General features: G+C 60.7%; 24 protein-coding genes and 2 tRNA genes. 12 read left to right on the top strand and 14 right to left on the bottom strand.

Going from position 1 to position 26,635, the window contains the following annotated elements; genetic code table 11:
* Positions 1 to 64: 64 nt before the first annotated feature.
* The 7 genes from HU731_RS25255 to HU731_RS25285 all read right to left on the bottom strand — a co-directional run bounded on the left by HU731_RS25255 (position 65) and on the right by HU731_RS25285 (position 7,950).
* The gene (locus tag HU731_RS25255) at positions 65 to 1,804 is read right to left on the bottom strand and encodes a dipeptidase (protein ID WP_186608389.1); all 1,740 of its coding nucleotides are present in this window, start codon (positions 1,802 to 1,804) and stop codon (positions 65 to 67) included.
* Positions 1,805 to 1,970: 166 nt separating this feature from the next.
* Complete coding sequence (locus HU731_RS25260; protein WP_225931530.1) at positions 1,971 to 2,399, bottom strand: hypothetical protein; 429 nt, start codon at positions 2,397 to 2,399, stop codon at positions 1,971 to 1,973.
* A 155-nt stretch (positions 2,400 to 2,554) separates the two neighbouring features.
* Positions 2,555 to 3,772 (bottom strand): phospholipase D-like domain-containing protein, encoded by a 1,218-nt coding sequence (locus HU731_RS25265; protein WP_186608391.1) that lies wholly within the window; start codon positions 3,770 to 3,772, stop codon positions 2,555 to 2,557.
* Between the two features lie 56 nt (positions 3,773 to 3,828).
* The gene (locus tag HU731_RS25270) at positions 3,829 to 4,476 is read right to left on the bottom strand and encodes a MotA/TolQ/ExbB proton channel family protein (RefSeq protein ID WP_186608392.1); all 648 of its coding nucleotides are present in this window, start codon (positions 4,474 to 4,476) and stop codon (positions 3,829 to 3,831) included.
* 25 nt (positions 4,477 to 4,501) lie between these two features.
* Positions 4,502 to 6,787 carry a TonB-dependent receptor gene (locus HU731_RS25275; RefSeq protein ID WP_186608393.1) on the bottom strand — a complete coding sequence of 762 codons (2,286 nt, stop codon included), beginning with the start codon at positions 6,785 to 6,787 and terminating at the stop codon, positions 4,502 to 4,504.
* 24 nt (positions 6,788 to 6,811) lie between these two features.
* Entirely contained in the window at positions 6,812 to 7,540 is a 729-nt protein-coding gene (locus tag HU731_RS25280; RefSeq protein WP_054897857.1) for an energy transducer TonB family protein, read from the bottom strand.
* A 2-nt stretch (positions 7,541 to 7,542) separates the two neighbouring features.
* Positions 7,543 to 7,950: an ExbD/TolR family protein gene (locus HU731_RS25285; protein WP_005786670.1), complete on the bottom strand. Its 408-nt coding sequence runs from the start codon at positions 7,948 to 7,950 to the stop codon at positions 7,543 to 7,545.
* Between the two features lie 191 nt (positions 7,951 to 8,141).
* On the opposite strand from HU731_RS25285, the gene HU731_RS25290 reads away from it, so the two are divergent.
* Positions 8,142 to 8,696 carry a GNAT family N-acetyltransferase gene (locus HU731_RS25290; protein ID WP_186608394.1) on the top strand — a complete coding sequence of 185 codons (555 nt, stop codon included), beginning with the start codon at positions 8,142 to 8,144 and terminating at the stop codon, positions 8,694 to 8,696.
* Positions 8,693 to 10,264: an alkaline phosphatase D family protein gene (locus HU731_RS25295; RefSeq protein ID WP_186608395.1), complete on the top strand. Its 1,572-nt coding sequence runs from the start codon at positions 8,693 to 8,695 to the stop codon at positions 10,262 to 10,264. Before HU731_RS25290 ends, HU731_RS25295 begins: the two co-directional genes overlap by 4 nt.
* Positions 10,265 to 10,354: 90 nt before the next feature.
* Here the strand turns inward: HU731_RS25295 and HU731_RS25300 are convergent, their stop codons facing one another.
* The gene (locus tag HU731_RS25300; RefSeq protein ID WP_186608396.1) at positions 10,355 to 10,996 is read right to left on the bottom strand and encodes an alanyl-tRNA editing protein; all 642 of its coding nucleotides are present in this window, start codon (positions 10,994 to 10,996) and stop codon (positions 10,355 to 10,357) included.
* An 89-nt stretch (positions 10,997 to 11,085) separates the two neighbouring features.
* Here HU731_RS25300 and HU731_RS25305 point away from each other — a divergent pair, with 89 nt between their 5' ends.
* Positions 11,086 to 12,030, top strand: a complete 945-nt coding sequence (locus HU731_RS25305; RefSeq protein WP_186608397.1) for a LysR family transcriptional regulator — start codon at positions 11,086 to 11,088, stop codon at positions 12,028 to 12,030.
* A gap of 135 nt (positions 12,031 to 12,165) precedes the next feature.
* Here HU731_RS25305 and HU731_RS25310 read toward each other — a convergent pair whose 3' ends face one another.
* A complete protein-coding gene (locus HU731_RS25310) occupies positions 12,166 to 12,573 on the bottom strand; it encodes a PA2817 family protein (protein WP_032892578.1) in 408 nt (135 codons plus the stop codon).
* Positions 12,574 to 12,648: 75 nt separating this feature from the next.
* On the bottom strand, positions 12,649 to 15,096 hold the full coding sequence (locus HU731_RS25315) for an acyl-CoA dehydrogenase (RefSeq protein ID WP_186608398.1): 2,448 nt from the start codon (positions 15,094 to 15,096) through the stop codon (positions 12,649 to 12,651).
* A 190-nt stretch (positions 15,097 to 15,286) separates the two neighbouring features.
* Between HU731_RS25315 and HU731_RS25320 the strand changes: the two genes are divergently transcribed.
* The 4 genes from HU731_RS25320 to HU731_RS25335 all read left to right on the top strand — a co-directional run bounded on the left by HU731_RS25320 (position 15,287) and on the right by HU731_RS25335 (position 18,464).
* On the top strand, positions 15,287 to 15,946 hold the full coding sequence (locus HU731_RS25320; protein WP_186608399.1) for a transglutaminase-like domain-containing protein: 660 nt from the start codon (positions 15,287 to 15,289) through the stop codon (positions 15,944 to 15,946).
* A gap of 56 nt (positions 15,947 to 16,002) precedes the next feature.
* A complete protein-coding gene (locus HU731_RS25325; RefSeq protein WP_186608400.1) occupies positions 16,003 to 16,620 on the top strand; it encodes a glutathione S-transferase family protein in 618 nt (205 codons plus the stop codon).
* A 135-nt stretch (positions 16,621 to 16,755) separates the two neighbouring features.
* Entirely contained in the window at positions 16,756 to 17,688 is a 933-nt protein-coding gene (locus tag HU731_RS25330; RefSeq protein ID WP_014717781.1) for an ABC transporter ATP-binding protein, read from the top strand.
* Positions 17,685 to 18,464, top strand: a complete 780-nt coding sequence (locus HU731_RS25335; RefSeq protein ID WP_003190115.1) for an ABC transporter permease — start codon at positions 17,685 to 17,687, stop codon at positions 18,462 to 18,464. The genes HU731_RS25330 and HU731_RS25335 overlap by 4 nt, the downstream gene beginning before the upstream one ends.
* 129 nt (positions 18,465 to 18,593) lie before the next feature.
* On the opposite strand, the gene HU731_RS25340 is transcribed toward HU731_RS25335, so the two are convergent.
* Positions 18,594 to 19,133, bottom strand: coding sequence for a TetR/AcrR family transcriptional regulator (locus HU731_RS25340; protein ID WP_186608401.1), 540 nt, complete (start codon positions 19,131 to 19,133; stop codon positions 18,594 to 18,596).
* Positions 19,134 to 19,224: 91 nt separating this feature from the next.
* Here HU731_RS25340 and HU731_RS25345 point away from each other — a divergent pair, with 91 nt between their 5' ends.
* The 3 genes from HU731_RS25345 (at position 19,225) to HU731_RS25355 (ending at position 23,606) form a co-directional block, all read left to right on the top strand.
* Entirely contained in the window at positions 19,225 to 20,412 is a 1,188-nt protein-coding gene (locus HU731_RS25345) for an MFS transporter (protein WP_186608402.1), read from the top strand.
* A gap of 111 nt (positions 20,413 to 20,523) precedes the next feature.
* Positions 20,524 to 21,672: a TDT family transporter gene (locus HU731_RS25350; RefSeq protein ID WP_186608403.1), complete on the top strand. Its 1,149-nt coding sequence runs from the start codon at positions 20,524 to 20,526 to the stop codon at positions 21,670 to 21,672.
* Positions 21,673 to 21,731: 59 nt separating this feature from the next.
* Positions 21,732 to 23,606 carry an MFS transporter gene (locus HU731_RS25355; protein ID WP_186608404.1) on the top strand — a complete coding sequence of 625 codons (1,875 nt, stop codon included), beginning with the start codon at positions 21,732 to 21,734 and terminating at the stop codon, positions 23,604 to 23,606.
* A 108-nt stretch (positions 23,607 to 23,714) separates the two neighbouring features.
* Here HU731_RS25355 and sugE read toward each other — a convergent pair whose 3' ends face one another.
* The 3 genes from sugE to rdgC form a co-directional block, all read right to left on the bottom strand.
* A complete protein-coding gene (sugE, locus tag HU731_RS25360; protein ID WP_010211634.1) occupies positions 23,715 to 24,029 on the bottom strand; it encodes a quaternary ammonium compound efflux SMR transporter SugE in 315 nt (104 codons plus the stop codon).
* 112 nt (positions 24,030 to 24,141) lie between these two features.
* Positions 24,142 to 25,101, bottom strand: coding sequence for a bile acid:sodium symporter family protein (locus HU731_RS25365; protein ID WP_003190129.1), 960 nt, complete (start codon positions 25,099 to 25,101; stop codon positions 24,142 to 24,144).
* A 166-nt stretch (positions 25,102 to 25,267) separates the two neighbouring features.
* Positions 25,268 to 26,188, bottom strand: coding sequence for a recombination-associated protein RdgC (gene rdgC, locus HU731_RS25370; RefSeq protein WP_020301078.1), 921 nt, complete (start codon positions 26,186 to 26,188; stop codon positions 25,268 to 25,270).
* Positions 26,189 to 26,347: 159 nt separating this feature from the next.
* Here rdgC and HU731_RS25375 point away from each other — a divergent pair.
* Positions 26,348 to 26,423, top strand: a tRNA-Val gene (locus tag HU731_RS25375).
* Between the two features lie 19 nt (positions 26,424 to 26,442).
* A tRNA-Asp gene (locus HU731_RS25380) sits at positions 26,443 to 26,519 on the top strand.
* Positions 26,520 to 26,635: the final 116 nt, after the last annotated feature.

Raw genomic sequence — 26,635 nt, forward strand, 5'->3', positions numbered from 1 at the left:
GGTCAGGCGCTGAAGATTCTGCCTGTACCGCCGCCATCGCAGCCTCGCTGGGGTTTCAACGGGGTCAGAGCTTCGGCAACTGCCCGACGCGGCCCATCATTTCGGTGACGATCTGCAGGTCCAGCAAGAACTGCTCAACCGTCTTGAACTCGCTGTCCGTGTGCCCGGTGTACTTCTCTTCCGGGCGGGCCAGGCCGAATTGCACGCCGTTGGGCAGGTCGTGCACAGAGGTTGCGCCGGCCGAGGTGCCGAATTTGTGCGCCATGCCCAGGTTTTCAGTAGCCACTGCCAGCAAGGCTTTTACCCATTCGCCTTCAGGGTTGCGGTACATCGGTGCGTCGAGCGAGTAAGTGAAGTTCACCTTGACCTTGGCATCCTGGTTCCAGGCGGTGAGCTTCTGCTCGATCTGCGCCTTGAGCGCCTCCGGGGTTTTACCCTTCGGTGCGCGCAGGTTCACGGCCAGTTTGAAGGCTTTGTCATCCTGTCCCACAAACGTCAGCGAGGTGGTCAACGGCCCCATGAAATCATCCGCGTAACCCACACCCAATTTGCCGCCCAGGTAATCCAGGCCCCAGTTGTCGGCAGCATACCGCGCGGCATCGGTGATGTGGTTGTGCTTGAGGGCGACCTTGCCGTCGAGGCTGTGGATCAGGTCCAGCATGCGCGCCACCGGGTTGACCCCGGTTTCAGGCTCGGAAGAGTGAGCGGAGACGCCGGTCACCGTGAGTTTGACGTCCTTGCCATCGACCTTGGCCGTCACCTGGAAATTGCCACCGTTGCGCTTGGCATAGTCGGCACCGGCCTGTTGCAGGCTGGCGGCCAGTTCGGCGGGGGTATCGCTGACCAGCGTGGCCACCGAGGCCGATGGGATCTGGTTGTTCGCCTTGCCGCCGGTCATCGCGATGATTTGCGCGCCGTTGCCTTCGCCCTTGCGCACCGGGAAGGTGGCCATGACCGTGCCCGAGCCTTTCTCGGCGATCACCACCGGGTAGCCGCCATCCAGCGCCAGGTTGTATTGCGGCACGGGATTGCGCTCGAAATAGTAAGGAATAGCCTCACCGGAAGTTTCTTCGGTGGTGTCCACCAGCAGCTTGAACGTGCGCGCCAGTGGCAGCTTTTCTTCCTTGATCACCTTCATGGCGTACATCGTCACCACGATGCCATTCTTGTCATCCTCGGTACCGCGGCCATACATGCGGTCGCCGATCAGCGTGACCTTGAACGGGTCGAGTTTGGTACCGTCTTGCAGTACCCAGTTTTCCGGAGTCACGGGCACCACATCGGCATGGGCATGCACACCCACGACTTCATCACCGCTGCCTTCCAGGGAGATTTCGTACACGCGGTTATCGACGTTACGGAAATTCAGGTTGAAAGACTTGGCCAGGGCCTCGATCTTCGCGGCGATCTTGAGGAATTCCGGGTTTTTATACTGTGGCAGGCCGTCTACGTTAAACGTGGGGATCTCCACCAGTTCGCGCAGGGTTTCGAGCGCGGCTTTGCCATATTTAACGCGGGTGTAAATGCCCAGCAGGCGATTGATCTCGTTCTGCTGCTCGGCGCTCAGGGTTTTGTTGCCCAGAAACGCGCTGATAGCAGGGCCGGTGTCAGCCGATTTACCCAGTTCGCCCTTAGCCAGGGTGTCGAGGAAGCTGCGGAAATCGGTGACCGATGTCTCGCTGAAGTGCTTCACGATTGCCGTGCTTTGGTCTGCGCTGATGTTAGCGGATGCAGGCGTGGCGATTGCCGAAAGGCTCGCGGCGAACAGGGTGGCAGCCACCAGTTTTTTCAGTGGAAAGTGCATGGTTAAAGGCATTCCTTTGCAAAGTGAATGTAGGAAATATTCTGATCGTTATGTCAGAAACAATTTCACACACTAACACTGCAAAGGAACAGTAGGGGAGACCTTGAACAAGGAAAAATCCTACTTCAATAAACGCGTCGTTCGTTAGCCGCTGGCTTTTTCAGGGTTAGGGCCGAACCAAATACAAGGTCTGAATGAACGTACCATCAGGGTTGGGTTCGGAGCTCATTTCGCCGGTGGAACCGGCATAGGTGCCTGTGCTGCCGATGACGGCGACCACGGATTTTCCAGCTTCCAGTTCCTGGCCGGCGACTACCACGGTACCTGCGACAGCGCCACCTGGGCCGAAGAACAGTAATGTCCATTGGCATTGGCTGTGAACGCCTGGCCGTGTGCTGACACAGTAGCCACTGTTGCTGCCGATATCACGGCGGTCCTGATCCATCAGCGGTTGGTCGAACACGAAAAGATCGCCCTGGGAAGGGCCTGGCGGGCCAATATCAACCGCGCTCTTCAAACCGCGGGTGCCGTCGGCGAGGGTGACAAGCGTGATGGGCTGACGGCTGTTGATGCAGGCTGCGAGGGAGATAAGCATAAGCAGCGCACAGGAGGTGCGAAGAAAAGCGGTTTTCATGGCTGTGGTCTCGTGGCAAGTGCACTCCGGACGCAGCACCGCTAAAGCTGCAGCCGGAAAATACTAAGACTAGCGGCCAATCAGGAAAACACAACATCGTGCCTGCGCGCCGTCACTTATCGCGTACCTGGGTGGGGAGGCGCATAGTCGGTCGACACATCCAGCGCTTTGGCATAGGGCCCATCCCACAATTGTTCATGCAATTGGCCTACGCGCTTGGCCATCGCCTCACTGCGCATCACCACCTCCAGATTGCGCGAATTATCCAGGTAGCCGCCCAACCAATTGCTCGTGCCGACCCACGCCACCTGGCCATCGATCTCCATGGTTTTGCTATGGATCACCCGCGCATATGGGATAAAGCCCTGCTTGGCTTCGGGCAGGGTGACGATCTTGATTTCGACATTGGGCAGCACCGCCAGGCTCTTGAGATAGGGCAGCTCCAGTGGGTCGGTATTCCAGTTGGACACCATCAGTTTGACCGACACGCCACGGGCAGCGGCAGCGCGCACGGCGTTGTCGATCACGGCGTAGTACGGCCGGGTTCGATCCGGCCCGTAGGACAACGGCGCGTAGTCGAGCAACTGCACGCGCACCTCTTTTTTGGCTTCGCCCAGCAGGCGCGGCAGTTCCAACTGTGAGTCGCCCACGCCGGGCGGGTTGTAGCGTTGCGGGCTGGCCACCAGATAGTTGCCGGTACGCGTGGGCTCCTGGCCGCTGGCGGGTAGCGGCACCGGTTGTTTATCGGCGAGCGCGGCCTGGGCTTGCCAGTCTTGCTCGAAGATCGCCTGCACTTGGCCCACCACCGTTTCGTCAGTGATCCGCAGCCCGGTTTCGTGGATATGCTCCAAGGCGCGCCAGTCGAAATTCTGACTGCCGACAAACGCTTGCTTGCCATCCACCAGCAGGTACTTGGCGTGGATGATGCCGCCGCTCAGTTGCCCGTAGGGCAGCACGCGCAAGGTCAGGTTGGGAATGGCGCGCAGGCGTTCCAGGGTGGCGGCGTCCGACAGCTTGATGCCTTTTTCCTCGAGCAGGAAACGAATCTTCACGCCGCGTTTGCCGGCGGCTTCCAGGTGTTCCAGCACCGTGTTCATCACCGAACCGGGGTGATCCGCGGCGTAGAACTGGCCGATATCAATGCGGCTTTTGGCGCCGTCGAACAGCTCGATCCATACCGGGCCGGGCTGGCGCAAATCGTCGGTGCTAAGGGCGGTGTCCACGGGTACGGTATGCACCAGTTCAAAACCCGGAATAGAAAAGTCCGCCAAGGCCAGCGGACTGAGGAGCAAGCCGGTCAGGCCGGCGATACGCAACTTCATCGAAAGGGACATAAGCGTCTCATCGCACCAAAGGAAAAGGCGAGCGCCCAAGGCGCCCGCCCTGCAGGTCAGGCTGTGCGGCTGTGCAGCGGGGTGGGCACGCGATGGGGCACTTCATCCTGTGCGCGGGCGCCGGTGGCGGCGCGAATCAACAGGATCTTCAACTGGTCGTTGATGCGCTCCAGGCTGTCCTGGAAGAAGTTGTGGAACACCACGCAGAACAGCGCGATGGCGATACCTAATCCCGTGGCAAACAAGGCCGTCCCGATACCACCGGATATCTGCCCTGGGTCCGACACGCCTGCGGTGGCCAGTGCCTTGAAGGTGTCGATGATGCCGAGAATGGTACCCAGCAGGCCCAGCAGCGGGGCGGCGGTGGTGATGGTCTCGATGATCCACAGGCTGCGGGCCAGTGGGGCGCGGGTCTTCAGGTACTGGGTGTCGATTTCGTCGTCCAGGTCCTTGCGCGAACCGTGGGTTGCCTTCTGGGCCAGCACCGGCAAGATCATGTTCAGCGGCAGGCTGTCGCGACGGGTCAGGTTCTCCGGCAAGTCACGCTCGCTGTGCACGCTGGTGCCCAGGGCATCGATCAACGCGCGAGCCTGGCGGCGCACGTAGGCAAAGTAGATACCGCGTTCGATGGCGATGAAGATCGCAATGGCCATCGCCGCGTACATCACATAGAAGGTGACGTCGTGGAGCAGGTTCATATCCATGATGGTGTTCCTCTTGGGGTGAGTCTTAGAAATTCGCTTCCAGCGAAACCGTGACGGTGCGGTCCAGGCCGACGATGTACGCAGGGTCGCCATCGCGGAAGCCGCTGTAGCTGGCCGCGTTGGTCTTGGTGGTGTACACGCCGTCCAGGTATTTCTTGTCGAACAGGTTGTCGACGTTCAGGCGCAGGGTCGCGTCCTTGACCACCTTCTTGTCCACCGGCAGGTAAATACCGGCGCCGAGGTTGAACACGGTGCGCCCGGAAATCGCCTCGTCGTTGGTCAGGTCGCCGTAGAGCTTGCTGGTGTACTTGCCGCCGAAGGTGCCGTAGAAGCGCCCGTCGTCATAGCCGATGTTGGCCGCCAGCATGTTCTTGGGCACATTGGCGAACTGCTTGCCGCTGGTGGGCAGCACGATGGGTTTGCCGGCGTTGTAGACGGTCAGGTCATCCTGCTGCTCGGCCTTGGTGTAGGTGTAGGAGGTGTAGTAATTGAAGTGGTGGGGCAACTGGCCGCTCCACTCCAGTTCCAGGCCTTTGTTGACCACGGAACCTGCGTTGATGTCGGCAAAGTCGCCGTTGATGTCCCGGGACGACACCTGGCGGTTCTTGAAGTCCATGTAGAACAGGGTGGCGGCCAGGCTCATGTCGTCGCCGCTGTAGCGCCAGCCCAGTTCATGGTTCCAGCTGGTTTCCGGCTCGGCGTCGATCGAGCCGGCGCCTTTGTCGTAGAGCACGTAGTTCTGCGGCACGCGCATGTTGCGCGACAGGCTGTAGAACAACTGGTCACGCTCGTCCAACTGGTATTTCAGCCCGGCGTTGGGCAGCAGTTTGTTGTAGGTCTGGTTACGTTTTTCCGGGCGTTCGTTGAGGCTGCCGTGGTTGGTGCCTTCACGCTCGACGTTCATGTAGGCCAGGCCGGCGATGAAGGTCCAGTCCGGGTTGATGTACCAGGTGTCCTGGGCCCAGACCTTTTGCGCTGGCGTCACGGTGAAACGGTCGCGACCCTGCACGGTGTTGCCGTTGGCATCGACGATGGCGCTGTTGGAGTCCGGCCAGGTGTCCACCGGCTTGCCGTTGCTCTTGAGCGGAATGAACGGCTGGGTCTGGCTCTGGCGTGCGCGCTCGTACCAGTAGCCGAATTGCAGGCTGTGGTCGCCCAGGTCCCAGGTCAGCTTGGTGGTGATGCCTGGGCGCCAGGTTTGCGTGCGGGAAGGGCGGTAGTACACGCCGCTGTTGGGGGTACCGTCAGCGTTGTATTGGGCGGCGGTGGGCAGGTTGCCGAGGTCGAACACACCGCCCTGGTTGGAGCCACGGTTGAGGGCATAGCTGGATGAACCGACGCCGCTGCCATTGCCCCAGTAGTAATACGGGATCACCGACAGCGCGAGGTTATCGGCCAGTTTGAACTGGGTGTTGAGCACGGCGGTGAAGGTCTGGAACGGGTTCTGCGCCAGGGCGTAATAGCTATTGTACTTGCCGTTGCTGCCCACGCTGGGGGTGGCCGGATAAGGGTCGTACTTGCGGCCATTTTGCTGGAATTGCGCCTTGGTCAACTGGCTGTAACTGTTGTTGTCCTGCTCGTGGTACTTGAGGATCAGGTTGGCGGTGTTGCCATTGCCGGCGTCGAAGAAGCTGTTCCACTCCACCTTGTCTGCACGTACCGCGCCCGAGCCGCGCCACATTTCACCTTCGGTATGGGACACCGACAGCCAGTTGCTCAGGCCGTTGATTTCGCCGGTATTGAGGCGGGCGAAAGTCTTGCGCGTGGCATTGCTGCCGACGACTTGTTTGACGAAGGCGCCGGTTTCCTTGGTTGGGCGAATGGTCACGATGCCAATGTTGCCGCCGCTGGAACCAATGTGCGGGCCGTCGGATTCCGCAGCGCCCTGGGTGACGAAGATCTGGTCGATGTTTTCCGGGTCGCCCAGCAGGTTGGAATACAGCGCGTAGTTGCCCGAATCATTGATCGGCATGCCGTCCACCGACATGCCCACCTGGTCGGAGTTCATGCCGCGCATGGTGAAGCGAAAGCCCGACAGGCCGGTGTTGTCTTCACTGGAGATGTTCAAGCCCGGGGTGTACTTGAGCTTGTCGATGGCATTGCCGGTGGCTGCCTGTTTATCCAGTGCTTCCTTGGTCACCGTGGAGCGGCCCTTGATGCTTTCCTCCGGCACCATGTAACCGCCCCCGGCGGTCGCCTTGCCTTGTACGCCAATGGTGCCGACATCACTGTCGCTGGTCTCTGCCATGACCATTCCCTGGGTCATGCTGGTCGCGGCCACTAGTGCCAGATGAATACGGGTGAACTTCATCACTGTCGTCCTGGTGTCGGGTGCTTATTGCACGCTGTAGTTGAAGGTGGCGGTGAAGCGCTGCTCATTGCGCCCCCCGAAGGCTTGCTCGGGGAACGGTTTGACTTGCTTGATGCGACGCAAGCTATTGGTGGCGGCCCGGTTGAGCAGCATGCTCGAGGCCTGGGTTTGTAAACCCGAGTCGAGTACGCGGCCTTGACGGTCTACCAGCAACCACACCACCACCTCGCCGCTCGGGCGTTCGAGGGACGCCTGGCGCCCGGTGGGGTACTGCTTGTAGGTGTCCAGTTCGTTGCGCAAGCCTTTGAGATAACCGCTTTCCAGGGCCTGGCCATCGACCTTCGGTGGCGCGGGTGGGGCGGGTGTCGGTGCCGCTTGGGCCACCGGGGCCGGGGCTGGTTTGGCGGCCACCGGTGGCGGCGTTGGCGCAGGCTTGGCGACCACGGGCGCAGGCTTGGGCACAGGTTTTGGCTTGGGCTTGGGTTCGGGTTTTGGCAGCGGCTTGGGCGGCGGCGGCGGGGGAGCAGGCTCGGCCTCTTCCTCTTCGATCACCGGCGGTGGCGGTTCTTGCTCCACCACTGGCTCCGGTATGACCTCCGGTTCCGGCTCGACCAAGGCCAATTCGACCGCAGACTCGTCATACACCGGCTCGACTTTCAACGTCTGGGACTGGATACCCAGTGCAATCAGCACCAGGGCGATCAGGGCCGGGACACTGCCCAGCAGCTGACGCGCACGAAACAGAACGTACATGGTCAGGACTTACGCGTAGCAATGGACACGGAGGTGAAGCCACCCAGACGCAGGGTGTCCATCACTTCCACCAGGCGCGAAACCTCCACGCCTTTGTCGCTGTTGACGATGATCGTCGACTTGGTATCGGGCTTTTCGGCCGCCTTCAGCGCCGGCACCAGGGCATCCACCGTCAGGTCCTTGCCGTCCAGTTGCAACTGGCCTTCCAGGCCCAGGGTGAGGATGAATTTGTTCTGCGGCTTGAGCTGCTGCGAACTGCTGGCGCTGGGCAATTGGGTCTTCATGCCGAGCGCGGGAATCACGTTCAGGCTCACCAGTACGAAAAACACCAGCAGGAACATCATCACGTCGATCATCGGGATCAGCTCGATGTGCGCCTTGCGTTTCTTGGGTTCGTCCCAGGTTCTCATTCCGTTACCCCGTCATTGAATTAGGGGCAAAACGCTAACAGCCAAAAATGACCGATTGGTTAACTTTAATTGACCGTTTAGAGGCTCTAGGACGCGTCTTTTTAGAAAACTTACCGGTCAGTTTTCAGGCGTAATGAAACTGACACTCTGGGCATCCATGCTTGAGAAATTTATCTTGAGAGTCGGCTCCCATGCCCACTGCACTGCCTCAATTGACGACCCCGCGACTGTTGTTGCGCACCCTGCAAATGCACCAGGCGCAGGTGCTTTTCACGCTTGCCAACGGGCCGAAAATTGCCGACAACACGGCGAATATTCCATCGCCCTACACCTTGGAAACCGCGCAGGATTTTATTGCGGGGATCGCTGACAAGTACCGCACCGGTGAGCTGCTGAACCTGGGGATGCATGTGCGCGGCACCGACGAATTGGTCGGCATGGTCAGCCTGCGTATCAATGCTCGCCATCACTATGGGCACTTGGGTGGCTGGGTGGCGGCGCACTGCCGTAACCAGGGGTATGCGGCGGAAGCGGCGAGTGCGGTGATGGACTTCGGCTTCGAGGCGCTAGGGTTGCGGCGCGTGGGCAGCCAGTGTTTCGCGCGCAACAAGGAGTCGGCGCGGGTCATGGAAAAGATCGGCCTGCGTTATGAAGGCTGCATGCGCCAGGCGTTTTTAAAGAACGGCGTGTATGAGGACATGCTCGGGTTTGCCACCGTGCGTGACGACTGGGAGCGCTGCCTGTGAGCGGCGAAGTCGACCACGGCCGGCGCCGGGTCCTCGGCGGGCTGGCGGTCGCTACGGCGTTTTCTATTCTCAGCCCGTTTGCGCGCAGTGCCGGGGTGGATTACCCGTTCACCCTTGGCGTGGCGTCCGGCGACCCGCTGCCAGATGGCTTTGTGATCTGGACGCGCTTGGCGCCGTTGTTCAATGCGGCGGATGGCCGTGGCGGCTTGAGCCGCACGGTGCCGGTGCGTTGGCGGGTGGCCAGCGATGCGGCGATGACGCGCATTGTGAAGCAGGGCGAAGTACTGGCGACATCGCGTTTCGCTCACGCAGTGCATGTCGAGGTGGCGGGGCTGGCGGAGGATCGGCCGTATTGGTATCAGTTTGAAGGGCTCGGCGCGCAGAGCCCGGTGGGGCAGTCGCGCACGATGCCAGCGCTGCACGCCATGGCCTCGGCCCGGCTGGGCTTTGTGTCGTGCTCGCACTGGGAGCGCGGGTATTTCAGCGCCTACCGGCACCTTGCCGCCGAGCAGCCGGACCTGGTGTTTTTCCTCGGTGATTACATCTACGACAGTTCCTATGCTGCGGGGTCGGGCAAGGTGTTTCGTTCCCACGGCAGTGGCAACGCGCAGAGCCTGAGCGATTACCGCAACCGCTACGCACTGTACAAGACTGATCCAGACCTGCAGGCCCTTCATGCCGCGGCCCCCAGCGTCGCCACCTGGGATGATCACGAAGTACAGAATGACTACGCCAACCGCTGGTCCCAGGACCCGAAGGTGGCGGTGGCGCAGTTTCTCAAGCAACGGGCCGCGGCGTACCAGGCGTTTTACGAACACATGCCCCTGCGTGCCAGCAGCGTACCGAAGGGGCCGGACATGCGCATCTACCGGCGCCTGGATTACGGCCAGCTTGCGCGTTTCCATGTGCTTGACGGTCGCCAGTACCGTTCCGAGCAACCGTGCATCGCGGCCAATGGCAGCCACCAAGGGCATATTGTCACCACCCCTTGCAGCGACCTGCGTGACCCTGGCCGCACGTTGCTCGGCTGGCAGCAAGAGGCCTGGCTGGACCAAGGATTTGCCCAGTCCAAGGCGCAGTGGAATATCATCGCCCAGGATTTGCTGGTGGCGCCGCTGATGCAGCGTGACCTCACCAACCATAAGCTTGGCCGCTGGACCGATGGCTGGGATGGCTACATGGCTAACCGCTCGCGGATGCTGGCGTCGATCGTGCGCAACCGGGTGAAGAACCCGGTGTTCTGGGGAGGGGATATTCATTCGTTCTGGGCCACCGACCTGCATGCCGACGCCGACAGGCCGGACTCGGCGGTGGTCGCCACCGAATTCGTCGGCTCGTCGGTCACCTCCGATGGCCCGCCCTATGACGCGTTCCTGAAGATCATGCCGCTCAACCCCCATGTGAAGTTCTTCGACAGTCGCCAGCGTGGCTACGTGTCGGTGGAGTTGACGGCCAACACCATGTTCACGAATTTTCGTGCGATCAGCGACCCACGTGACCCGGCGGCGACGGTGTCGACGTTGAAGTCATTCGTCAATGAATCGGGCCAGCCGAGCGTGGCCCTGTAGGAGCGAGCTTGCTCGCGAAAAACTCACAGGCACCGCGTGCAACCTGACTGCTCGCGTTATCGTTGACGTTCTTCGCGAGCAAGCTCGCTCCTACAGTGTCAGGGTGTCAGCGAGGCTGTAGCGTACTGACAGCGCGCCTTTTTTCTCCGATAGCGCCAGGATCGTCACCTGGCCCAGTTCGCTCAACGCTTGAACATGCGTGCCGCCACAGGCGTAAGCCGGCAACTCACCGAAGCCGACTTCACGGGTGCCGTCTTCCAGCGTCATATGGCGGGGATAGTCGGCGGCGATCCATGTGTTGACCCACTGCTGGAGCGTCTGCGCATCCATGTCTTGTGCGGCCTGGCCACGGATAAAGGTGATCTTGCCTTCGCCCGGCCAATGGTGGGCTTTGATCGGCATCCAGCCCAGGCGTTCGCCCGCATTGCCGATCAAATGCCCTGCCGAATGCAGACGCGTGTGCAAGGCGCGCCGCTCTGCGTCGACGCGTGCAATGGCAGGTCCAGGCTCCAGAGGTTGGTCGACGTAGTGCACCACCCGTTCGGCTTCCTGCATGACTCGCAGCACCTGGCTGTCGCCGAGCCAGCCGGTGTCGAATGGCTGGCCGCCGCCTTGGGGATGAAAAATCGTCGATTGCACAATCACGGCAAATTGCTCTTCGTGCGCGGTGCAACTGAGCACTTCCAGCTCGGCCGTCAGGTGGTCGTGGGTAAAAAACAGGCGCTCGGTCATCATCTACATCCGCATCAGGGTTCTGTGGGCAGTATAAATAGTGCGCAGATGAGTGATAATCCGCTCAATTATCAATGGACCTGTGCGTCATGAGCATCAATCTTCCTTTGCCGTTGTTGGGTGAAATGGCGATTTTCGTCAAGGTCGTGGAAACCGGCAGCTTCTCTGAAGCAGCGCGGCAACTCAGTGTTTCGCCTTCGGCGGTGAGCCGCAGCATCTCGCGCCTGGAGCAAGCCCTGGCCACGCGCCTGCTGCAACGCACCACGCGCAAGCTGCGCCTGAGCGAGGGCGGCGAGGAGGTGTTCAAGCGTTGCCAGGAGATGGTCAACGCGGCGCGCTCAGTGATGGAAATCAGCGGGCAATTCACCCATGAAGCCGAGGGCCTGGTGCGGGTCAGTGTGCCCAAGGCGGTGGGGCGATTCGTGGTGCACCCGCACATGCCGGAATTCTTGCGGCGCTACCCCAAGGTGGATGTGCAATTGATCCTGGAAGATCGGCATGTGGATTTGATCGACGACAACGTCGACTTGAGCATCCGCATCACCGACAGCCCTCCGCCGGGCTTGGTCGGGCGCCAGCTGTTGCCCATCGAACATTTGCTGTGCGCGACGCCGCAGTACCTGGCCGAGCACGGTACACCGAGCCATCCCCATGATCTGCTCGGGCACAGTTGCATCTACCTGGGTGAAACACCGGGAGATTCACGCTGGAAGTTTCGCCAGGCTGGCAAGGCAGTCACGGTCGGCGTACGCGGGCGGTATGCGGCGAACCACACCGGGGTGCGGCTGGAGGCGGCGTTGCAGCATGTAGGGATTGCCAGCTTGCCGTATTTCACCGCACGGCACGCGCTGGAAGCGGGGGAGTTGGTGCAGGTGTTGCCGGGGTGGGATTTTATTGCCTCGTACCATGGTGAGGCGTGGCTGCTGCATTCGCCCACACGTTACCTGCCACCGAAGTTGCGGGTATTTATCGATTATCTGGTGGAGTGCATGGCCAAGGAGCCCACGCTGCGCCGACGGCAGGAGCGCGGTTAGGAAATGTGGGAGGGGCAAGCCTTAATACTGTAGGAGCGAGCTTGCTCGCGAAAAACTCACAGGCGCCGCGTTCATTCGGAAGCACGCGTTATCGTTGACGTTTTTCGCGAGCAAGCTCGCTCCTACATAGTGGTATCAGTGTTTGCTCTGGTCCTGAGGCATCGCCAGCAGCTGTTTTTCCTGGTTCCAGTCGAACGGTTCGTCGTTCTGTTCGGCTTCATAGCGACGTTCTTCCAGGGCCTGGTACAGGTCCAGTTCTTCGTCGGGCATGAAGTGCAGGCAGTCGCCACCGAAGAACCACAGCAGGTCGCGCGGCACCAGGTGGGCGATTTGCGGGTAACGCACAATGACCTGGCTCATCAGGTCCTGGCCCAGGTACTGGCTTTCGATCGGGTCGATCGGCAGCAGGGCGCGCAGTTCGTCGAAGCGCTCCAGGAACAGGGCATGGCTTTCCTCGGGCACCTGTTCGGCTTCGCCGACGGCAACCAGGATGCTGCGCAAGTGGTCGAGCAAGACGAGATGATCGGCAACGACGTTGGACACGAGATAAGGCCTCTAAAGCAAAAACGGGCGCGAGAGTATAAGCCTCTCGCGCCCGTTTTTATATGACCGCTCGACTCAGCGGACTTTACCCTCTGCCTGCATCAGCTCTTCCTTGCTGAAATCATCCACGTCGATCACCTTGCGTCGCGCCGCCTCGGCATCGCGCAGGGTTTGCGCCTCGGCCGGTTGCAGCACGCCGGCCTGCAAGGCCGCGTCGATGGCGTGCTCGCCAGCCACCGGCTTGACCTGGCCGCTCTTGAGCGCGCTGTGGAGTTTTTTCTGCAAGGGATGGCTGGCACCGAGCAGGTCGTAGGCATGTTGCAGGGCGCCCACCGGATCTTCTGCCGATTGCGGGCGATAACAGCCGGCCAGCAACTCTTCCAGGGTCGGGTCGCCCTTGGCGCGGCCGATCACGGCTGCCACTTCGGCATCCAGCGCGTCGGACGGCCCGGTATGACGACGCCCGAATGGGAACACAATCACCCGCAGCAGGCAGCCCAACACCTTGTTCGGGAAGTTGCTCAGCAGCTCATCCAGTGCACGTTCCGATTCACCCAGGCTTTCTTCCATGGCCCAGGCAAACAGCGGCTCCAGATGGTCCGGCGAGTCCAGGTCGTGATAACGCTTGAGCGCCGCCGAGGCCAGGTACATGTGGCTGAGCACATCACCCAGGCGAGCGGACAGGCGTTCGCGGCGCTTGAGCTCGCCGCCCAGCAACATCATGCTCAGGTCGGCCAGCAGGGCAAACGCAGCCGCCTGACGGTTCAGGGCACGGAAGTAGCCCTGGCTCAACCGGTTGCCCGGGGCTTTTTCGAAGTGCCCCAAGCCCAGGTTCAGCACCAATGTGCTGGCAGCGTTACTCACGGCGAAGCCGATGTGTTGCATCAGCAGGCCGTCGAATTCCTTCAACGCCTGGTCATGGTCTTCGCGGCCGGCCAAGGCCATTTCCTTGAGCACGAAGGGATGGCAGCGAATCGCGCCCTGGCCGAAGATCATCAGGTTACGCGAAAGGATATTCGCGCCTTCCACGGTGATGAAGATCGGTGCGCCCTGCCAGTTGCGGCCCAGGTAGTTGTTGGGGCCCATGATGATGCCCTTGCCGCCGTGCACGTCCATGGCGTGGCTGATGCACTCACGGCCGCGCTCGGTCAGGTGGTACTTGAGGATCGCCGACAGCACTGACGGCTTCTCGCCCAGGTCCACGGCGTTGGCGGTGAGCATGCGCGCGCTGTCCATCAGCCAGGCGTTGCCACCGATGCGCGCCAGGGCTTCCTGGATGCCTTCGAAGGCCGACAGCGGTACGTTGAACTGTTCGCGCACCTGGGCGTATTGCCCGGTCACCAGGCTGGTGAACTTGGCGGCGCCGGTGCCGACGGCGGGCAGCGAGATCGAACGGCCGACCGACAGGCAGTTCATCAGCATCATCCAGCCCTTGCCGAGCATTTCCTGGCCACCGATCAGGTATTCCAGGGGGATGAACACATCTTTGCCGGAGTTTGGCCCGTTCATGAAGGCGGCGCCAAGCGGCAGGTGACGACGGCCGATTTCCACGCCAGAGGTATCGGTAGGAATCAACGCGAGGCTGATGCCCAGGTCTTCTTCTTCACCCAGCAGGTGGTCCGGGTCATGGGCCTTGAAGGCCAGGCCGAGCAAGGTCGCGACCGGGCCGAGGGTGATGTAGCGCTTCTCCCAGTTTAGGCGCAGGCCAAGGGTTTCCTTGCCTTGCCATTCGCCTTTGCAGATCACCCCGGTGTCGGGCATGGCGCCCGCATCGGAGCCGGCCAGCGGGCCGGTGAGGGCGAAGCACGGGATGTCGTCGCCACGGGCCAGGCGCGGCAGGTAGTGGTTACGTTGTTCCTCGGTGCCGTAGTGCAGCAGCAGTTCGGCCGGGCCCAGGGAGTTGGGGACCATCACGGTGGAGGCGAGGTCACCGCTGCGGGTCGCGAGCTTCATGGCGACCTGGGAGTGGGCATAGGCAGAGAAGCCCTTGCCGCCATACTCCTTGGGAATGATCAGGGCGAAGAAACCGTGGGTCTTGATGTGTTCCCAGGCTTGCGGCGGCAGGTCCATGGCCTGGCCGATTTCCCAGTCGCTGACCATGGCGCAGAGTTCTTCGGTGGGGCCGTCGATGAACGCCTGTTCTTCCTCGGTCAATTGCGCCTTGGGGTAGGCCAGCAATTTGTCCCAGTCGGGGCGGCCACTGAACAGTTCGCCGTCCCACCACACCGTGCCGGCATCGATCGCATCGCGCTCGGTCTCGGACATCGGCGGCAGCACTTTCTGGAACCAGCTGAACAGCGGCTTGGTGAAGTATTGGCGGCGCAGGTCGGGCAGCAACAAAGGCGCGGCCACCACGGCCAGGAGCACCCAGAAGATCAGCAGCAGCCAACCCGGTGCGTGGCTCCAGGCGCCCATCGCCAGCAGGTAGACGGCGACCACGCCCAGGGCGGGCAGGGGGGCAGTACGGCGGTGTGCCAGGTAGGCAATGCCGACCACCAGCACCAGTATCCACAACAACAGCATATTCAATCCTCCGTGAACCAGGGGCGAAACCACCAGGGAGCTTAGTCGGCATCCGAACAAGCCGGGTGATCAGGGTGTAACAAGGTGTACTGGGCAACCCATCAGCCGGCGCCGGCATTTGGCCGAATCGTCGTTATCTCTCGGGCAGGCCTGGTGGTTAAACTCCAGGCTCCCCTCGGAGATCAAGCTCATGAATACGTACTTGAGTCCCAGCCGCTTCATCGATAGTGACCACCCTGTGGTGGTGGAGTTCGCCGAGAAACATCGCGGAACCCGCCCGGATTTAAGTGACCAGGCAGTCAGTCTTTACTACGCGGTGCGTGAGGCCATTCGCTACAACCCCTATACCTTCAGCCGTGACCCCAACACCTTGAATGCCAGCTTTGCCCTGGCGGCCGGCGAAAGCTACTGCGTGCCCAAGGCCACCTTGCTCGCTGCTTGTGCGCGCCACTGTGGTATCCCTGCGCGCATTGGCCTGGCGGACGTGCGCAACCACCTGTCCACCCCGCGGCTGCTCGCCCTGCTCAAAAGTGACGTGTTCGCCATGCACGGTTATACCGAGCTTTACCTGAACGGCCGCTGGGTCAAGGCCACGCCGGCGTTCAATCAGCAATTGTGCGAGGTGTTCGATGTGCCGCCGCTGGAATTCGATGGCCTGCACGACAGCGTCTTCCACGCGTTCAATCGCCAAGGCCAGCGTTCGATGGAGTACGTGGTGGACCACGGGCAATTTGCTGATGTGCCCGAAGCGTTTTTCTTCGCGCATATCCGCCAGTGCTACCCGCACCTGTTTGGCGACGATGCGCCCACCGTGCTCGGCGATATGCAGGGCGATTTAAGCCGCGGCTGAACCGGCGTATGCTGCTGCCTTCATCAAGCCATGTTCATCAACGATAAGGCGCGGTCATGCTGAAGATCTGGGGGCGTAAAAATTCATCAAACGTCAGGAAAGCACTGTGGTGCGCCGAGGAACTCGGCCTGGACTATGAGGCAATTGATGCGGGCGGGGCTTTTGGTGTGGTCGATACCCCGCAATACCGGGCCATGAACCCCAATGGCCGGGTGCCGGTGATCGAAGATGGCGACTTTGTGCTGTGGGAATCCAACACCATCGTGCGCTACCTGTGCGCCAAGCAGGCATCGGACTTTTACCCCAGCGACCTGCAAGCCCGGGCCAATGCCGAGAAATGGATGGACTGGACCACTTCCACGCTCGCCGACCCGTTCAAGGCGGTGTTCTGGGGCATCGTGCGCACCCCGGCTGACCAGCAAAACTGGGACAGTATCAATGCCGGGCGCCAAGCCTGTATCGACGCGCTCAACACCGTCGAGCAAGCCCTCGCCGAGCAACCCTACCTGTCCGGCCAGGCGTTCGGCATGGGCGATATTCCCTTGGGCTGCTTTATCTACGCCTGGTTCGAAATGCCCATCGAGCGTCCCGCCATGCCCCATCTGGAGGCCTGGTACCAGCGCCTGCAACAGCGCCCGGCCTACCGCAAGGCGGTGATGACCGCGTTGACTTAATACACACTATTAATACGGGTGACTGTACTTGTGCGGCATGGGCACGCACCATGCTCGCACTGCATCGCAGGTTGAACTACCTGGGGTGTGCCTTCATCTATTCTTTCTATTCCCTTCTTTGGTGCGTATTCCCATATGAGTTCCGCTCTGTCCATCCGGCAGCTAACCAAAACCTACGGCAACGGTTTCCAGGCCCTGAGTGGTATCGATCTGGACGTTGCCGAAGGTGACTTCTTCGCCTTGCTCGGCCCCAACGGTGCCGGCAAATCCACCACCATCGGTATTCTCTCGACTCTGGTCAACAAAACCAGCGGCACGGTGAATATCTTCGGGCATGACCTGGACAAATCCCCGGCGGCGCTCAAGCGCTCCATTGGCGTTGTGCCTCAGGAATTCAATTTCAACCAGTTCGAAAAGACCTTCGACATTGTGGTGACCCAGGCTGGCTACTACGGCATTCCGGCGAAAGTCGCCAAGGAACGCGCCGAGCAGTACCTGACCCAACTGGGCCTGTGGGACAAGCGTGACGTGCCTTCGCGCTCGCTGTCCGGTGGCATGAAGCGCCGCCTGATGATCGCCCGTGCCCTGGTGCATGAGCCGCGCCTGTTAATCCTCGACGAACCTACCGCCGGCGTGGACATTGAGCTGCGCCGCTCGATGTGGACCTTCCTCACCGAACTGAACGAGAAGGGCATCACCATCATCCTCACCACCCACTACCTGGAGGAGGCTGAGCAGTTGTGCCGCAACATCGGCATCATCGACCACGGCACCATTGTCGAGAACACCAGCATGCGCAACCTGCTGGGCCAGTTGCATGTGGAAACCTTCCTGCTCGACCTGAAAAACAATCTGTCGGTGGCGCCGCAGTTGCTCGGCTACCCAAGCCGGCTGGTGGACAGCCACACCCTGGAGGTGCAGGTGGATAAGGCCATGGGCATCACCGCGCTGTTCACCCAGTTGGCGACTCAGAACATCGAAGTGCTGAGCCTGCGTAATAAAACCAATCGCCTTGAGGAGTTGTTCGTGTCCCTGGTGGAGAAAAATCTGGCGAAGGTGGCGGTATGAGTTCTGAACTGCAACCCAACCTCGTCGCGCTGCAAACCATCGTCTATCGCGAAGTGAAGCGCTTTACCCGGATCTGGCCGCAGACCCTGCTGCCGCCAGCGATCACCATGGTCCTGTACTTTGTGATCTTCGGTAACCTGATCGGCCGGCAAATCGGCGACATGGGTGGTTTCACCTACATGGAGTACATCGTGCCGGGCCTGATCATGATGTCGGTGATCACCAACTCCTACGGCAACGTGGTGTCGAGTTTCTTTGGCAGCAAGTTCCAGCGCTCCATCGAAGAGCTGATGGTCTCGCCGGTGTCACCGCACACCATCCTGATCGGCTACACCTTGGGCGGCGTGTTGCGTGGCCTGATGGTGGGGGTGATCGTGACGCTGCTGTCGCTGTTCTTTACCCACCTGCAGGTGCATCACCTTGGGGTCACTATTCTGGTGGTCGTGCTGACGGCGACGATCTTCTCGCTGTTGGGCTTTATCAACGCCGTATTTGCACGCAACTTCGATGATATTTCCATCATCCCAACCTTCGTGCTGACGCCGCTGACCTACCTGGGCGGGGTGTTTTACTCCATCACCTTGCTGCCGCCGTTCTGGCAGACGGTGTCTCTGGCCAACCCGGTGCTGCACATGGTCAACGCCTTCCGCTACGGCATTCTGGGCGTGTCGGATATCAAGATCAGCGTGGCGATCACCTTCATGATCGTGGCCACCATCGTCTTGTACATCGGCTGCGCGCGGTTGCTGGTGAGTGGGCGTGGGATGCGTACCTAGCCGCTGACAGCACGCGATAAAAAATGTGGGAGCGGGCTTGCTCGCGAATGCGCAGTGTCAGTCGACAAATTCGTCACTGGACCACCGCCTTCGCGAGCAAGCCCGCACACATTTGCTATGTGCAGGGCTTTAAGCCTTCAGTGCCAGTTCGATCAGGGCGTGCAGTTCTTCTACCGCCAACGGCTGGGCCGAAAACAGAATACGAAACACCGTCGGCGCAGCGAGCAGGTTGATCAAATGGTCAACGCTTGGCGGCTGTTCCTGTCGATAGCGGTCCACGATCACCTGCAACTGCCCACTCAGGATGCTCACGCAATACCCTGGCGTCGGGCTGCTTTGCACGTCGCGCATCATGTTGCGGCCTACGTCCGAACTCATCTCATCCAGGTATTGCTCGGCCCAGGCTTGCAGGTCGCCACGCAGGCTGCCGGTGTTGGCCGGTTCGGTATCGGGGCGCATACGGGCCAGGGCGACGTCGGCGAGCAGTACTGACAGATCGCCCCAGCGCCGATAAATGGTCGACGGCGTGACGCCTGCACATGCCGCAATCATCGGCACGGTGACGCTGGACCGCTCATGGGTTTCCAGCAGTTCGCGCACCGCCTTGTGGACGGATTCTTGTACCCGGGCACTACGGCCCCCCGGGCGGAGGCCTTCTTTGATCGCCATGGGCAAGACCTTAACACAAAGAATTTGCTTTAAGCGTCAGTGAGTAGCACACTCCGCAAAAGCAAAATATTAGCTTTAGCGGAGCGTGCCCATGCCCAGCGTCATCTCTCAACGGTCCAGCCTGGCGTTTCTGGTCATCACCGTGCTGACCTTTCTCGCTGCCTCCAGCGCGCCGACGCCGTTGTACCAGGTGTATCAAGACCACTTGCATTTTTCGGCGGCGATGCTCACGGCCATCTTCGGCGTTTATGCCGTGAGCCTGTTGGCGGCGCTGCTCACCGTGGGCTCGCTTTCGGATTACCTGGGGCGCAAACCGGTGATCTTCGCCGCGTTGCTGCTCAATATCGTGGCGATGTTGCTGTTTATCGTTGCTGACAGCACCAGCTACCTGCTGGCCGCACGGGCGTTGCAGGGTTTCGCGACCGGCACGGCGACTGCGGTGTTGAGTGCGACGCTGCTCGACACCGACCGCGTGCGTGGCCCCATGCTCAACAGCCTTGCACCGATGCTCGGCATGGCCAGTGGTGGCCTGGGCAGTGGGCTGCTGGTGGAGTTCGCGCCCTGGCCAACCCAATTGATCTATTACACCCTGCTGGGCTTGATGGTGTTGCAGGCTCTGTATGTGTGGTGCCTGCCTGAAACAGTCAGCCGCATACCGGGCGCCTTGAAGTCGCTGGCGCCAACCCTGCATGTGCCACCGCAAGCGCGGCGCGCGTTGTGGTTGGCGATGCCATTGAATGTAGCCGTGTGGGCGCTGGGTGGGTTCTTTTCCTCGTTGGCGCCGTCGTTGGTGCGCGTCGCCACCGGGTCGACCTCGCACTTGATCGGCGGCGGGCTGGTGGCGGTGGTGACCTTGAGCGGTGCGGCGATGATCTACAGCCTGCGCAACCACGCGGCTGACAGGGTGATGCGCTTGTCGGCTGCACTGCTGGCCGTGGGCGTGGGGTTGCTGCTGGTTGCCGTAAACACCGCCAGCCTGTGGCTGTTCTTTGTCGCGAGTGTGATCGCAGGCCTGGGCTTCGGCGGCGGTTTCATGGGCAGTGTGCGCAGTATCGTGGGCCTGGCGTTGCCCCATGAGCGGGCGGGCCTGATGTCGGCGTTCTATGTATTGAGCTACCTGGCGTTCTGCGTGCCGGCGCTGTTGGCGGGTAACCTGAGCCGTGTGTTTGGCCTGATCGCGACCACGGACGGCTACGGTGCGGTGCTTATTTTGCTGTCTCTGGGCGCGCTTGTTGGTTTGTTGATGCGCGACTCGGCGCAGGCAAGGGCAAGCGCATGATTATGGTCTATATAGATAAAACAGATAACAGTTAGAGATATTACCCGTTATATAGATATTCGATCAGGTTCTATCATGGCTTCAACCTCAAATGAGGAAGAGGATTAACCCATGACCTGCTCGACCACTCACCGCTACAAACCCTTCAGTCACCTGGCCCGTCCTCGGGAAGTGATTCGCCAGTTCACCCCGAACTGGTTTGCCGCGACCATGGGCACCGGTGTGCTGGCGCTGGCATTGGCCCAGTTGCCAGTCAACCTGCCAGGCTTGCACGCTGTCGCCGAAGGCTTGTGGCTGTTCACCGTCGGCCTGTTTGTACTGTTCAGCATGCTGTACGCCGCCCGTTGGGTGATGTTTTTCCACGAGGCGCGACGCATCTTCGGGCACTCCACCGTCTCGATGTTCTTCGGCACCATCCCCATGGGGCTGGCGACCATTCTCAACGGCTTGCTGCTGTTCGGCCTGCCGCGCTGGGGCGGTGATGTGATCCCGTTGGCCGAAGCCTTGTGGTGGTTGGACGTCGCCCTGTCCCTGGCCTGCGGCGTACTGATCCCGTTCATGATGTTTACCCGCCAGGAGCACAGCATCGACCAGATGACCGCCGTCTGGCTGCTGCCTGTGGTAGCAGCCGAAGTGGCGGCGGCCAGCGGCGGCTTGCTCGCGCCGCACCTGGCCGATGCCCATTCGCAACTGGTGATGCTGGTGACCAGCTACGTGCTGTGGGCGTTTTCTCTGCCGGTAGCGTTCAGCATCCTGACCATCCTGATGCTGCGCATGGCCTTGCATAAGTTGCCTCACGCCAATATGGCAGCGTCGAGCTGGTTGGCGCTGGGCCCCATCGGCACCGGTGCCCTGGGCATGTTATTGCTGGGTACGGACGCCCCTGCGATCTTCGCCGCCAATGGCCTGGCCAGTGTCGGTGAAATGGCTCACGGCCTTGGCCTGATTGCGGGCATCACCCTGTGGGGGTTCGGCTTGTGGTGGATGTTGATTGCGGTGTTGATCACCCTGCGCTATCTGCGCGCCGGTATCCCGTTCAACCTGGGCTGGTGGGGCTTCACCTTCCCATTGGGGGTGTACGCCCTGGCCACGCTGAAATTGGCGAGCCTGTTGCAGCTGGAATTTTTCAGTGTGTTTGGCAGTGTGCTGGTGGTTGCGCTGGCGCTGATGTGGCTGATCGTGGCCAAGCGCACCGTGCAGGGGGCTTATAAAGGTGAGCTTTTTGTTTCGCCTTGTATTGCCGGGCTAGCGAATAAGTAAGCAGGATTAGGTAAAGTCGTGGCCTGATAAATAAAGGCCACGCAGGAACACGGACGACGATGAGCCATCCTTCCCAATTCACCTTGCTGCGCACGCGGCGCTTCTTGCCGTTTTTCATCACCCAATTGCTGGGCGCGTTCAACGACAACATCTTCAAGCAGTCGCTGATCCTGGCCATCCTTTACAAGCTCACCATCGAGGGCGACCGCTCCATCTGGGTCAACCTGTGCGCCTTGTTGTTTATCCTGCCGTTCTTCCTGTTCTCGGCGTTGGCCGGGCAGTTTGGCGAGAAATTCAACAAGGACGCGTTGATCCGCGCGATCAAGATCGGCGAGATCGTGATCATGGCGGTGGGCGCGGCGGGCTTTTTGACCAATCATCTTGAGCTGATGCTGCTGGCGCTGTTTGCCATGGGCACTCACTCGGCACTGTTCGGCCCGGTGAAGTACTCGATCATGCCTCAGGCATTGCACGACGATGAGTTGGTCGGTGGCAACGGCCTGGTAGAGATGGGCACGTTCCTGGCGATTCTGGCCGGCACCATCGGTGCCGGGATCATGATGTCTTCCACCCATTACGCGCCGGTGGTGGCGGTGGCGATTGTGGCCGTGGCGGTGCTGGGCTATTTGGCCAGCCGCAGCATCCCGCGCGCGGCGGCGTCGACACCGCAGCTGCGCCTGGACTGGAATATCTTCACGCAGTCCTGGGCAACGTTGCGCATGGGCCTGGGGCAGACGCCTGCAGTGTCGCGTTCGATTGTCGGCAACTCATGGTTCTGGTTTGTGGGCGCGATCTACCTCACGCAAATCCCGGCCTATGCCAAGGAATGGTTGTACGGCGACGAAACCGTGGTGACCTTGATCCTCACGGTGTTCTCGGTGGGCATCGCCCTGGGCTCGATGCTGTGCGAAAAACTCTCCGGGCGTAAGGTGGAAATCGGCCTGGTGCCGTTTGGCTCGTTTGGCCTGACCGTGTTCGGCCTGCTGCTGTGGTGGCACTCCGGCGGCTTCCCGCAGAACGTGCAAGCCAACGATTGGCTTGCGGTGCTCAGCTACGGCCAGGCGTGGTGGGTGCTGTTCGATATCCTCGGCCTGGGTGTGTTCGGCGGCTTTTACATCGTGCCGCTGTATGCGCTGATCCAATCGCGCACCGCCGAGAACGAACGGGCACGGGTAATCGCGGCCAACAACATTCTCAACGCATTGTTCATGGTGGTCTCGGCCATCGTGTCCATCCTGCTGTTGAGCGTGGTCAAGCTGTCGATCCCCGAGTTGTTCCTGGTGGTGTCGCTGCTCAACATCGCGGTTAACACTTACATCTTCAAAATCGTCCCCGAGTTCACCATGCGCTTCATGATCTGGCTGCTCAGCCATTCCATGTACCGCGTGGAGCATCGCAACCTGCAAGCCATCCCGGATGAAGGCGCGGCGTTGCTGGTGTGCAACCATGTGTCGTTTGTTGATGCGCTGTTGATTGGCGGTGCAGTACGTCGGCCGATTCGCTTTGTCATGTACTACAAGATCTACCGTTTGCCGGTGCTCAACTTTATCTTCCGCACCGCCGGGGCGATTCCGATTGCCGGGCGCCATGAAGACATTCAGATCTACGAACAGGCGTTCGCGCGCATTGCCCAGTACCTCAAGGATGGCGAGTTGGTGTGCATCTTCCCGGAAGGCAAGCTGACAGCCGATGGCGAGATGAATGAGTTTCGCGGTGGGGTGACACGCATCCTGGAGGAGACGCCGGTGCCGGTGATCCCCATGGCATTGCAGGGGTTATGGGGGAGTTTCTTCAGCCGCGATCCGAACAAGGGCTTTTTCCATCGGATCTGGTCGCGGGTGGTGTTGGTCGCGGGTGAGCCGGTGGCTGTGGAGGCGGCGACGCCTGAGCAGTTGCAGGCTGTGGTGGGTGGTTTGCGGGGGAGTGTCAGGTAGTTTGTGTTTGTTTGTCGGGGCCTCATCGCAGGCAAGCCAGCTCCCACCTTTTGAATTGTGAATACAGTCAAAGGTGGGAGCTGGCTTGCCTGCGATAGCGGTAGTGGCTTAAGTGGAAATCTTGAGCCCAATCAGCCCGCAAATAATCAACGCCACACTGGCCAACCGAAACAGCGCCATGGATTCTCCAAACAGGATAATCCCGGCAATCACGGTGCCCACAGCACCGACGCCGGTCCAGATGGCATAGGCGGTGCCCAGCGGCAGCTCTTTCATGGCCAGCCCCAATAGCCCAAGGCTGACGGCCATGGCGGCAATGGTCAGGGCGGTGGGCAGCGGCTTGCTGAACCCGTCGGTGTACTTCAGGCCGACGGCCCAGCCCACTTCAAACAACCCGGCAAAAAACAGAATGATCCAGGACATGATGACCTCGCTTCTATCAAAGTGGGGTCGTCCCCGGGTAAGCGCTTGATAGCGTCGCGAGGTCGTCCCCGCGAAGTTCGGTAGAGTGCCGAAATTGGACCGTGCGATCAAGTTACGGCGTGGTTTCCAGCGCGCGACGGTCTTCCTTCTCGCTCATGCGGCGGAAGTAGGTCGACAGCAACGCCCCGGAAATATTGTGCCAGACGCTGAAGAGCGCACTGGGCACTGCCGCCAGTGGCGAAAAGTGGGCACTGGCCAATGCGGCGCCCAGCCCGGAGTTCTGCATGCCCACTTCCAGGGCCAGCGACTTGCGTTGCGCCAGCGGCAACTTGAACAGGCGCCCGGTGAAGTAGCCCAGCAGGTAACCGAAGCTGTTGTGCAGCATCACCACGGCCATGATCAGCAGGCCCGACTCGGCAATCTTGCCTTGGCTTGCGGCGACCACGGCCGCGACGATGATCACAATGCTGACCACCGACACCAGTGGCAGCACGTCCACCGCGTGCCGTACTCGATCACCGAGTAAACGCTGGGCGACCACACCCAGTACGATGGGCAGCAGCACCACTTGCAGGATCGACCAGAACAGCTCCATGAACGATACCGGCAGCCAGGCCGAGGCCAGCAGCCAGATCAATGCCGGTGTGAGCAGCGGCGCGAGGAGGGTGGTGACCGCGGCAATCGCCACCGATAACGCCAGGTCACCCCGTGCCAACCAGGTCATCACGTTGGACGACGTGCCGCTTGGGCAGCAGCCGACCAGGATCACGCCGACGGCAATTTCCGCCGGCAGATGGAACGCCTGGCACAGCAACCATGCCACGCCCGGCATGATCACGAAATGCGCGACCACACCCAAGGCCACGCGCCACGGGTGGCGAGCGACTTCGGCGAAGTCTTCCAGTTTCAAGGTCAACCCCATGCCGAACATCACCAGGCCCAGCAGTGGGACGATGGCGCTTTTCAGGCCGATGAACCAGCTGGGTTGGAGAAAGGCGACGACGGCGAAGATCAACACCCAGTAGGCGAAGGTGTTGCCGACGAAGCGGCTCAAGGCGGCGAGTGCGCGCATGGGGAGGTCCTTGTTATTAGAGTGGTGGATAGGGCGATGCAGTCCAATGTGGGAGCGGGCTTGCCTGCGATGGCGGTGTATCAGTCGGCACTACTCTGGCTGACACTCCGCTATCGCAGGCAAGCCAGCTCCCACACTGACCGTGCCCACAGTGGATCGGTGTTGTTTAGATGCCCTGTGGTGTCTCTTCGCCGCCCAGTGCCTCAACCAACGCCGGCAGGAAATCGCCGAAGGTCAGCATCATCAAGGTAAAGCTGGCATCCAGTTGGCCCAAGGCCTCATCGCCGCCGTCCTGTTCCGCCTGGTCTTGCAGCAGGTCTTCGAACTTCAGGCGCTTGACGGTCATCTTGTCGTCGAGCATGAAGGACAACTTGTCCTGCCACGCCAGGGACAGTTGGGTCACGACCTTGCCGGTGGTCAGGTGCAGCTGGATCTCTTCGCTGGTCAGGTCCTGGCGCTTGCAGCGCACGATGCCGCCGTCTTCGTGGGTGTCGCGCAGTTCGCATTCGTCGAGGACGAAGAAGTCATCGGCCGGTTTCTGGGTGGTGACCCAGTCGGTCATGATTGCAGTCGGAGCGGTTTTTACCGTCAGCGGGCGGACGGGCAGGGTGCCGATCACTTCGCGCAGGGTGGAAAGCAGGTCTTCGGCGCGCTTGGGGCTGGCCGAGTTGACCAGGATCAGGCCCTGTTTCGGCGCGATCGCAGCGAAGGTCGACGAGCGACGGATAAAGGCGCGCGGCAGGAAGGCCTGGATGATTTCATCCTTGATCTGGTCGCGCTCCTTCTTATAGACCTTGCGCATCTGCTCGGCTTCGATCTCTTCGACTTTCTCTTTAAGTGCATCACGCACCACGCTACCCGGCAGGATGCGTTCTTCCTTGCGGGCGGCGATCAGAAGGAAATCGCCGCTGACGTGAACCAGGGGAGCATCTTCACCTTTACCGAAAGGTGCGACGAAACCGTAAGTGGTCAACTCCTGGCTTGCACAAGGGCGCGCCAGTTTGGTGGCCATGGCCGCTTCCAACGCCTCGGCATCAACAGGCAGATCTTGGGTCAGGCGATAGATAAGCAGGTTCTTGAACCACATGGGGTGAGTCTCTCCTCTATACAAAGGGGGGCATTATTCTCTTGATCACGCCGCAGGCCAACCCTGCCTAAGCCATTGGAAGGGCTGAAAAAAAAGATTTAAGAAAGTGCTTGCCAGACTTAAGGCCGCTCCGTAGAATGCGCGCCACACCGAAACGAAGGGTGATTAGCTCAGCTGGGAGAGCGTCTGCCTTACAAGCAGAATGTCGGCGGTTCGATCCCGTCATCACCCACCATTCGCTTCATGTGTTACGCGCAGCGGTAGTTCAGTCGGTTAGAATACCGGCCTGTCACGCCGGGGGTCGCGGGTTCGAGTCCCGTCCGCTGCGCCATATTCGGTCACCTGGAACGCTGAACGCCAGGTAACCAAAGAAAGCCCGCTCATTGAGCGGGCTTTTTTCTGTCCGAAATATGGCAAAAAATCGTGGGCTAAACTTTTTTTAAATAA

Origin of the sequence: Pseudomonas salmasensis, assembly GCF_014268375.2 — a bacterium.
Lineage (GTDB): Bacteria > Pseudomonadota > Gammaproteobacteria > Pseudomonadales > Pseudomonadaceae > Aquipseudomonas > Aquipseudomonas salmasensis.

What these genes read in the sequence shown, in the direction of transcription:
- HU731_RS25330 (WP_014717781.1), top strand. Translation starts at nt 16,756, where the DNA reads ATGAGTTCCGCTCTGTCCATCCGGCAGCTAACCAAAACCTACGGCAAC.
- rdgC (WP_020301078.1), bottom strand. Translation starts at nt 26,188, where the DNA reads ATGTGGTTCAAGAACCTGCTTATCTATCGCCTGACCCAAGATCTGCCT.
- HU731_RS25365 (WP_003190129.1), bottom strand. Translation starts at nt 25,101, where the DNA reads ATGCGCGCACTCGCCGCCTTGAGCCGCTTCGTCGGCAACACCTTCGCC.
- sugE (WP_010211634.1), bottom strand. Translation starts at nt 24,029, where the DNA reads ATGTCCTGGATCATTCTGTTTTTTGCCGGGTTGTTTGAAGTGGGCTGG.
- HU731_RS25305 (WP_186608397.1), top strand. Translation starts at nt 11,086, where the DNA reads ATGAGCATCAATCTTCCTTTGCCGTTGTTGGGTGAAATGGCGATTTTC.
- HU731_RS25325 (WP_186608400.1), top strand. Translation starts at nt 16,003, where the DNA reads ATGCTGAAGATCTGGGGGCGTAAAAATTCATCAAACGTCAGGAAAGCA.
- HU731_RS25340 (WP_186608401.1), bottom strand. Translation starts at nt 19,133, where the DNA reads ATGGCGATCAAAGAAGGCCTCCGCCCGGGGGGCCGTAGTGCCCGGGTA.
- HU731_RS25345 (WP_186608402.1), top strand. Translation starts at nt 19,225, where the DNA reads ATGCCCAGCGTCATCTCTCAACGGTCCAGCCTGGCGTTTCTGGTCATC.
- HU731_RS25290 (WP_186608394.1), top strand. Translation starts at nt 8,142, where the DNA reads ATGCCCACTGCACTGCCTCAATTGACGACCCCGCGACTGTTGTTGCGC.
- HU731_RS25335 (WP_003190115.1), top strand. Translation starts at nt 17,685, where the DNA reads ATGAGTTCTGAACTGCAACCCAACCTCGTCGCGCTGCAAACCATCGTC.
- HU731_RS25320 (WP_186608399.1), top strand. Translation starts at nt 15,287, where the DNA reads ATGAATACGTACTTGAGTCCCAGCCGCTTCATCGATAGTGACCACCCT.
- HU731_RS25355 (WP_186608404.1), top strand. Translation starts at nt 21,732, where the DNA reads ATGAGCCATCCTTCCCAATTCACCTTGCTGCGCACGCGGCGCTTCTTG.
- HU731_RS25255 (WP_186608389.1), bottom strand. Translation starts at nt 1,804, where the DNA reads ATGCACTTTCCACTGAAAAAACTGGTGGCTGCCACCCTGTTCGCCGCG.
- HU731_RS25315 (WP_186608398.1), bottom strand. Translation starts at nt 15,096, where the DNA reads ATGCTGTTGTTGTGGATACTGGTGCTGGTGGTCGGCATTGCCTACCTG.
- HU731_RS25270 (WP_186608392.1), bottom strand. Translation starts at nt 4,476, where the DNA reads ATGGATATGAACCTGCTCCACGACGTCACCTTCTATGTGATGTACGCG.
- HU731_RS25300 (WP_186608396.1), bottom strand. Translation starts at nt 10,996, where the DNA reads ATGACCGAGCGCCTGTTTTTTACCCACGACCACCTGACGGCCGAGCTG.
- HU731_RS25265 (WP_186608391.1), bottom strand. Translation starts at nt 3,772, where the DNA reads ATGTCCCTTTCGATGAAGTTGCGTATCGCCGGCCTGACCGGCTTGCTC.
- HU731_RS25260 (WP_225931530.1), bottom strand. Translation starts at nt 2,399, where the DNA reads ATGCTTATCTCCCTCGCAGCCTGCATCAACAGCCGTCAGCCCATCACG.
- HU731_RS25275 (WP_186608393.1), bottom strand. Translation starts at nt 6,787, where the DNA reads ATGAAGTTCACCCGTATTCATCTGGCACTAGTGGCCGCGACCAGCATG.
- HU731_RS25285 (WP_005786670.1), bottom strand. Translation starts at nt 7,950, where the DNA reads ATGAGAACCTGGGACGAACCCAAGAAACGCAAGGCGCACATCGAGCTG.
- HU731_RS25350 (WP_186608403.1), top strand. Translation starts at nt 20,524, where the DNA reads ATGACCTGCTCGACCACTCACCGCTACAAACCCTTCAGTCACCTGGCC.
- HU731_RS25280 (WP_054897857.1), bottom strand. Translation starts at nt 7,540, where the DNA reads ATGTACGTTCTGTTTCGTGCGCGTCAGCTGCTGGGCAGTGTCCCGGCC.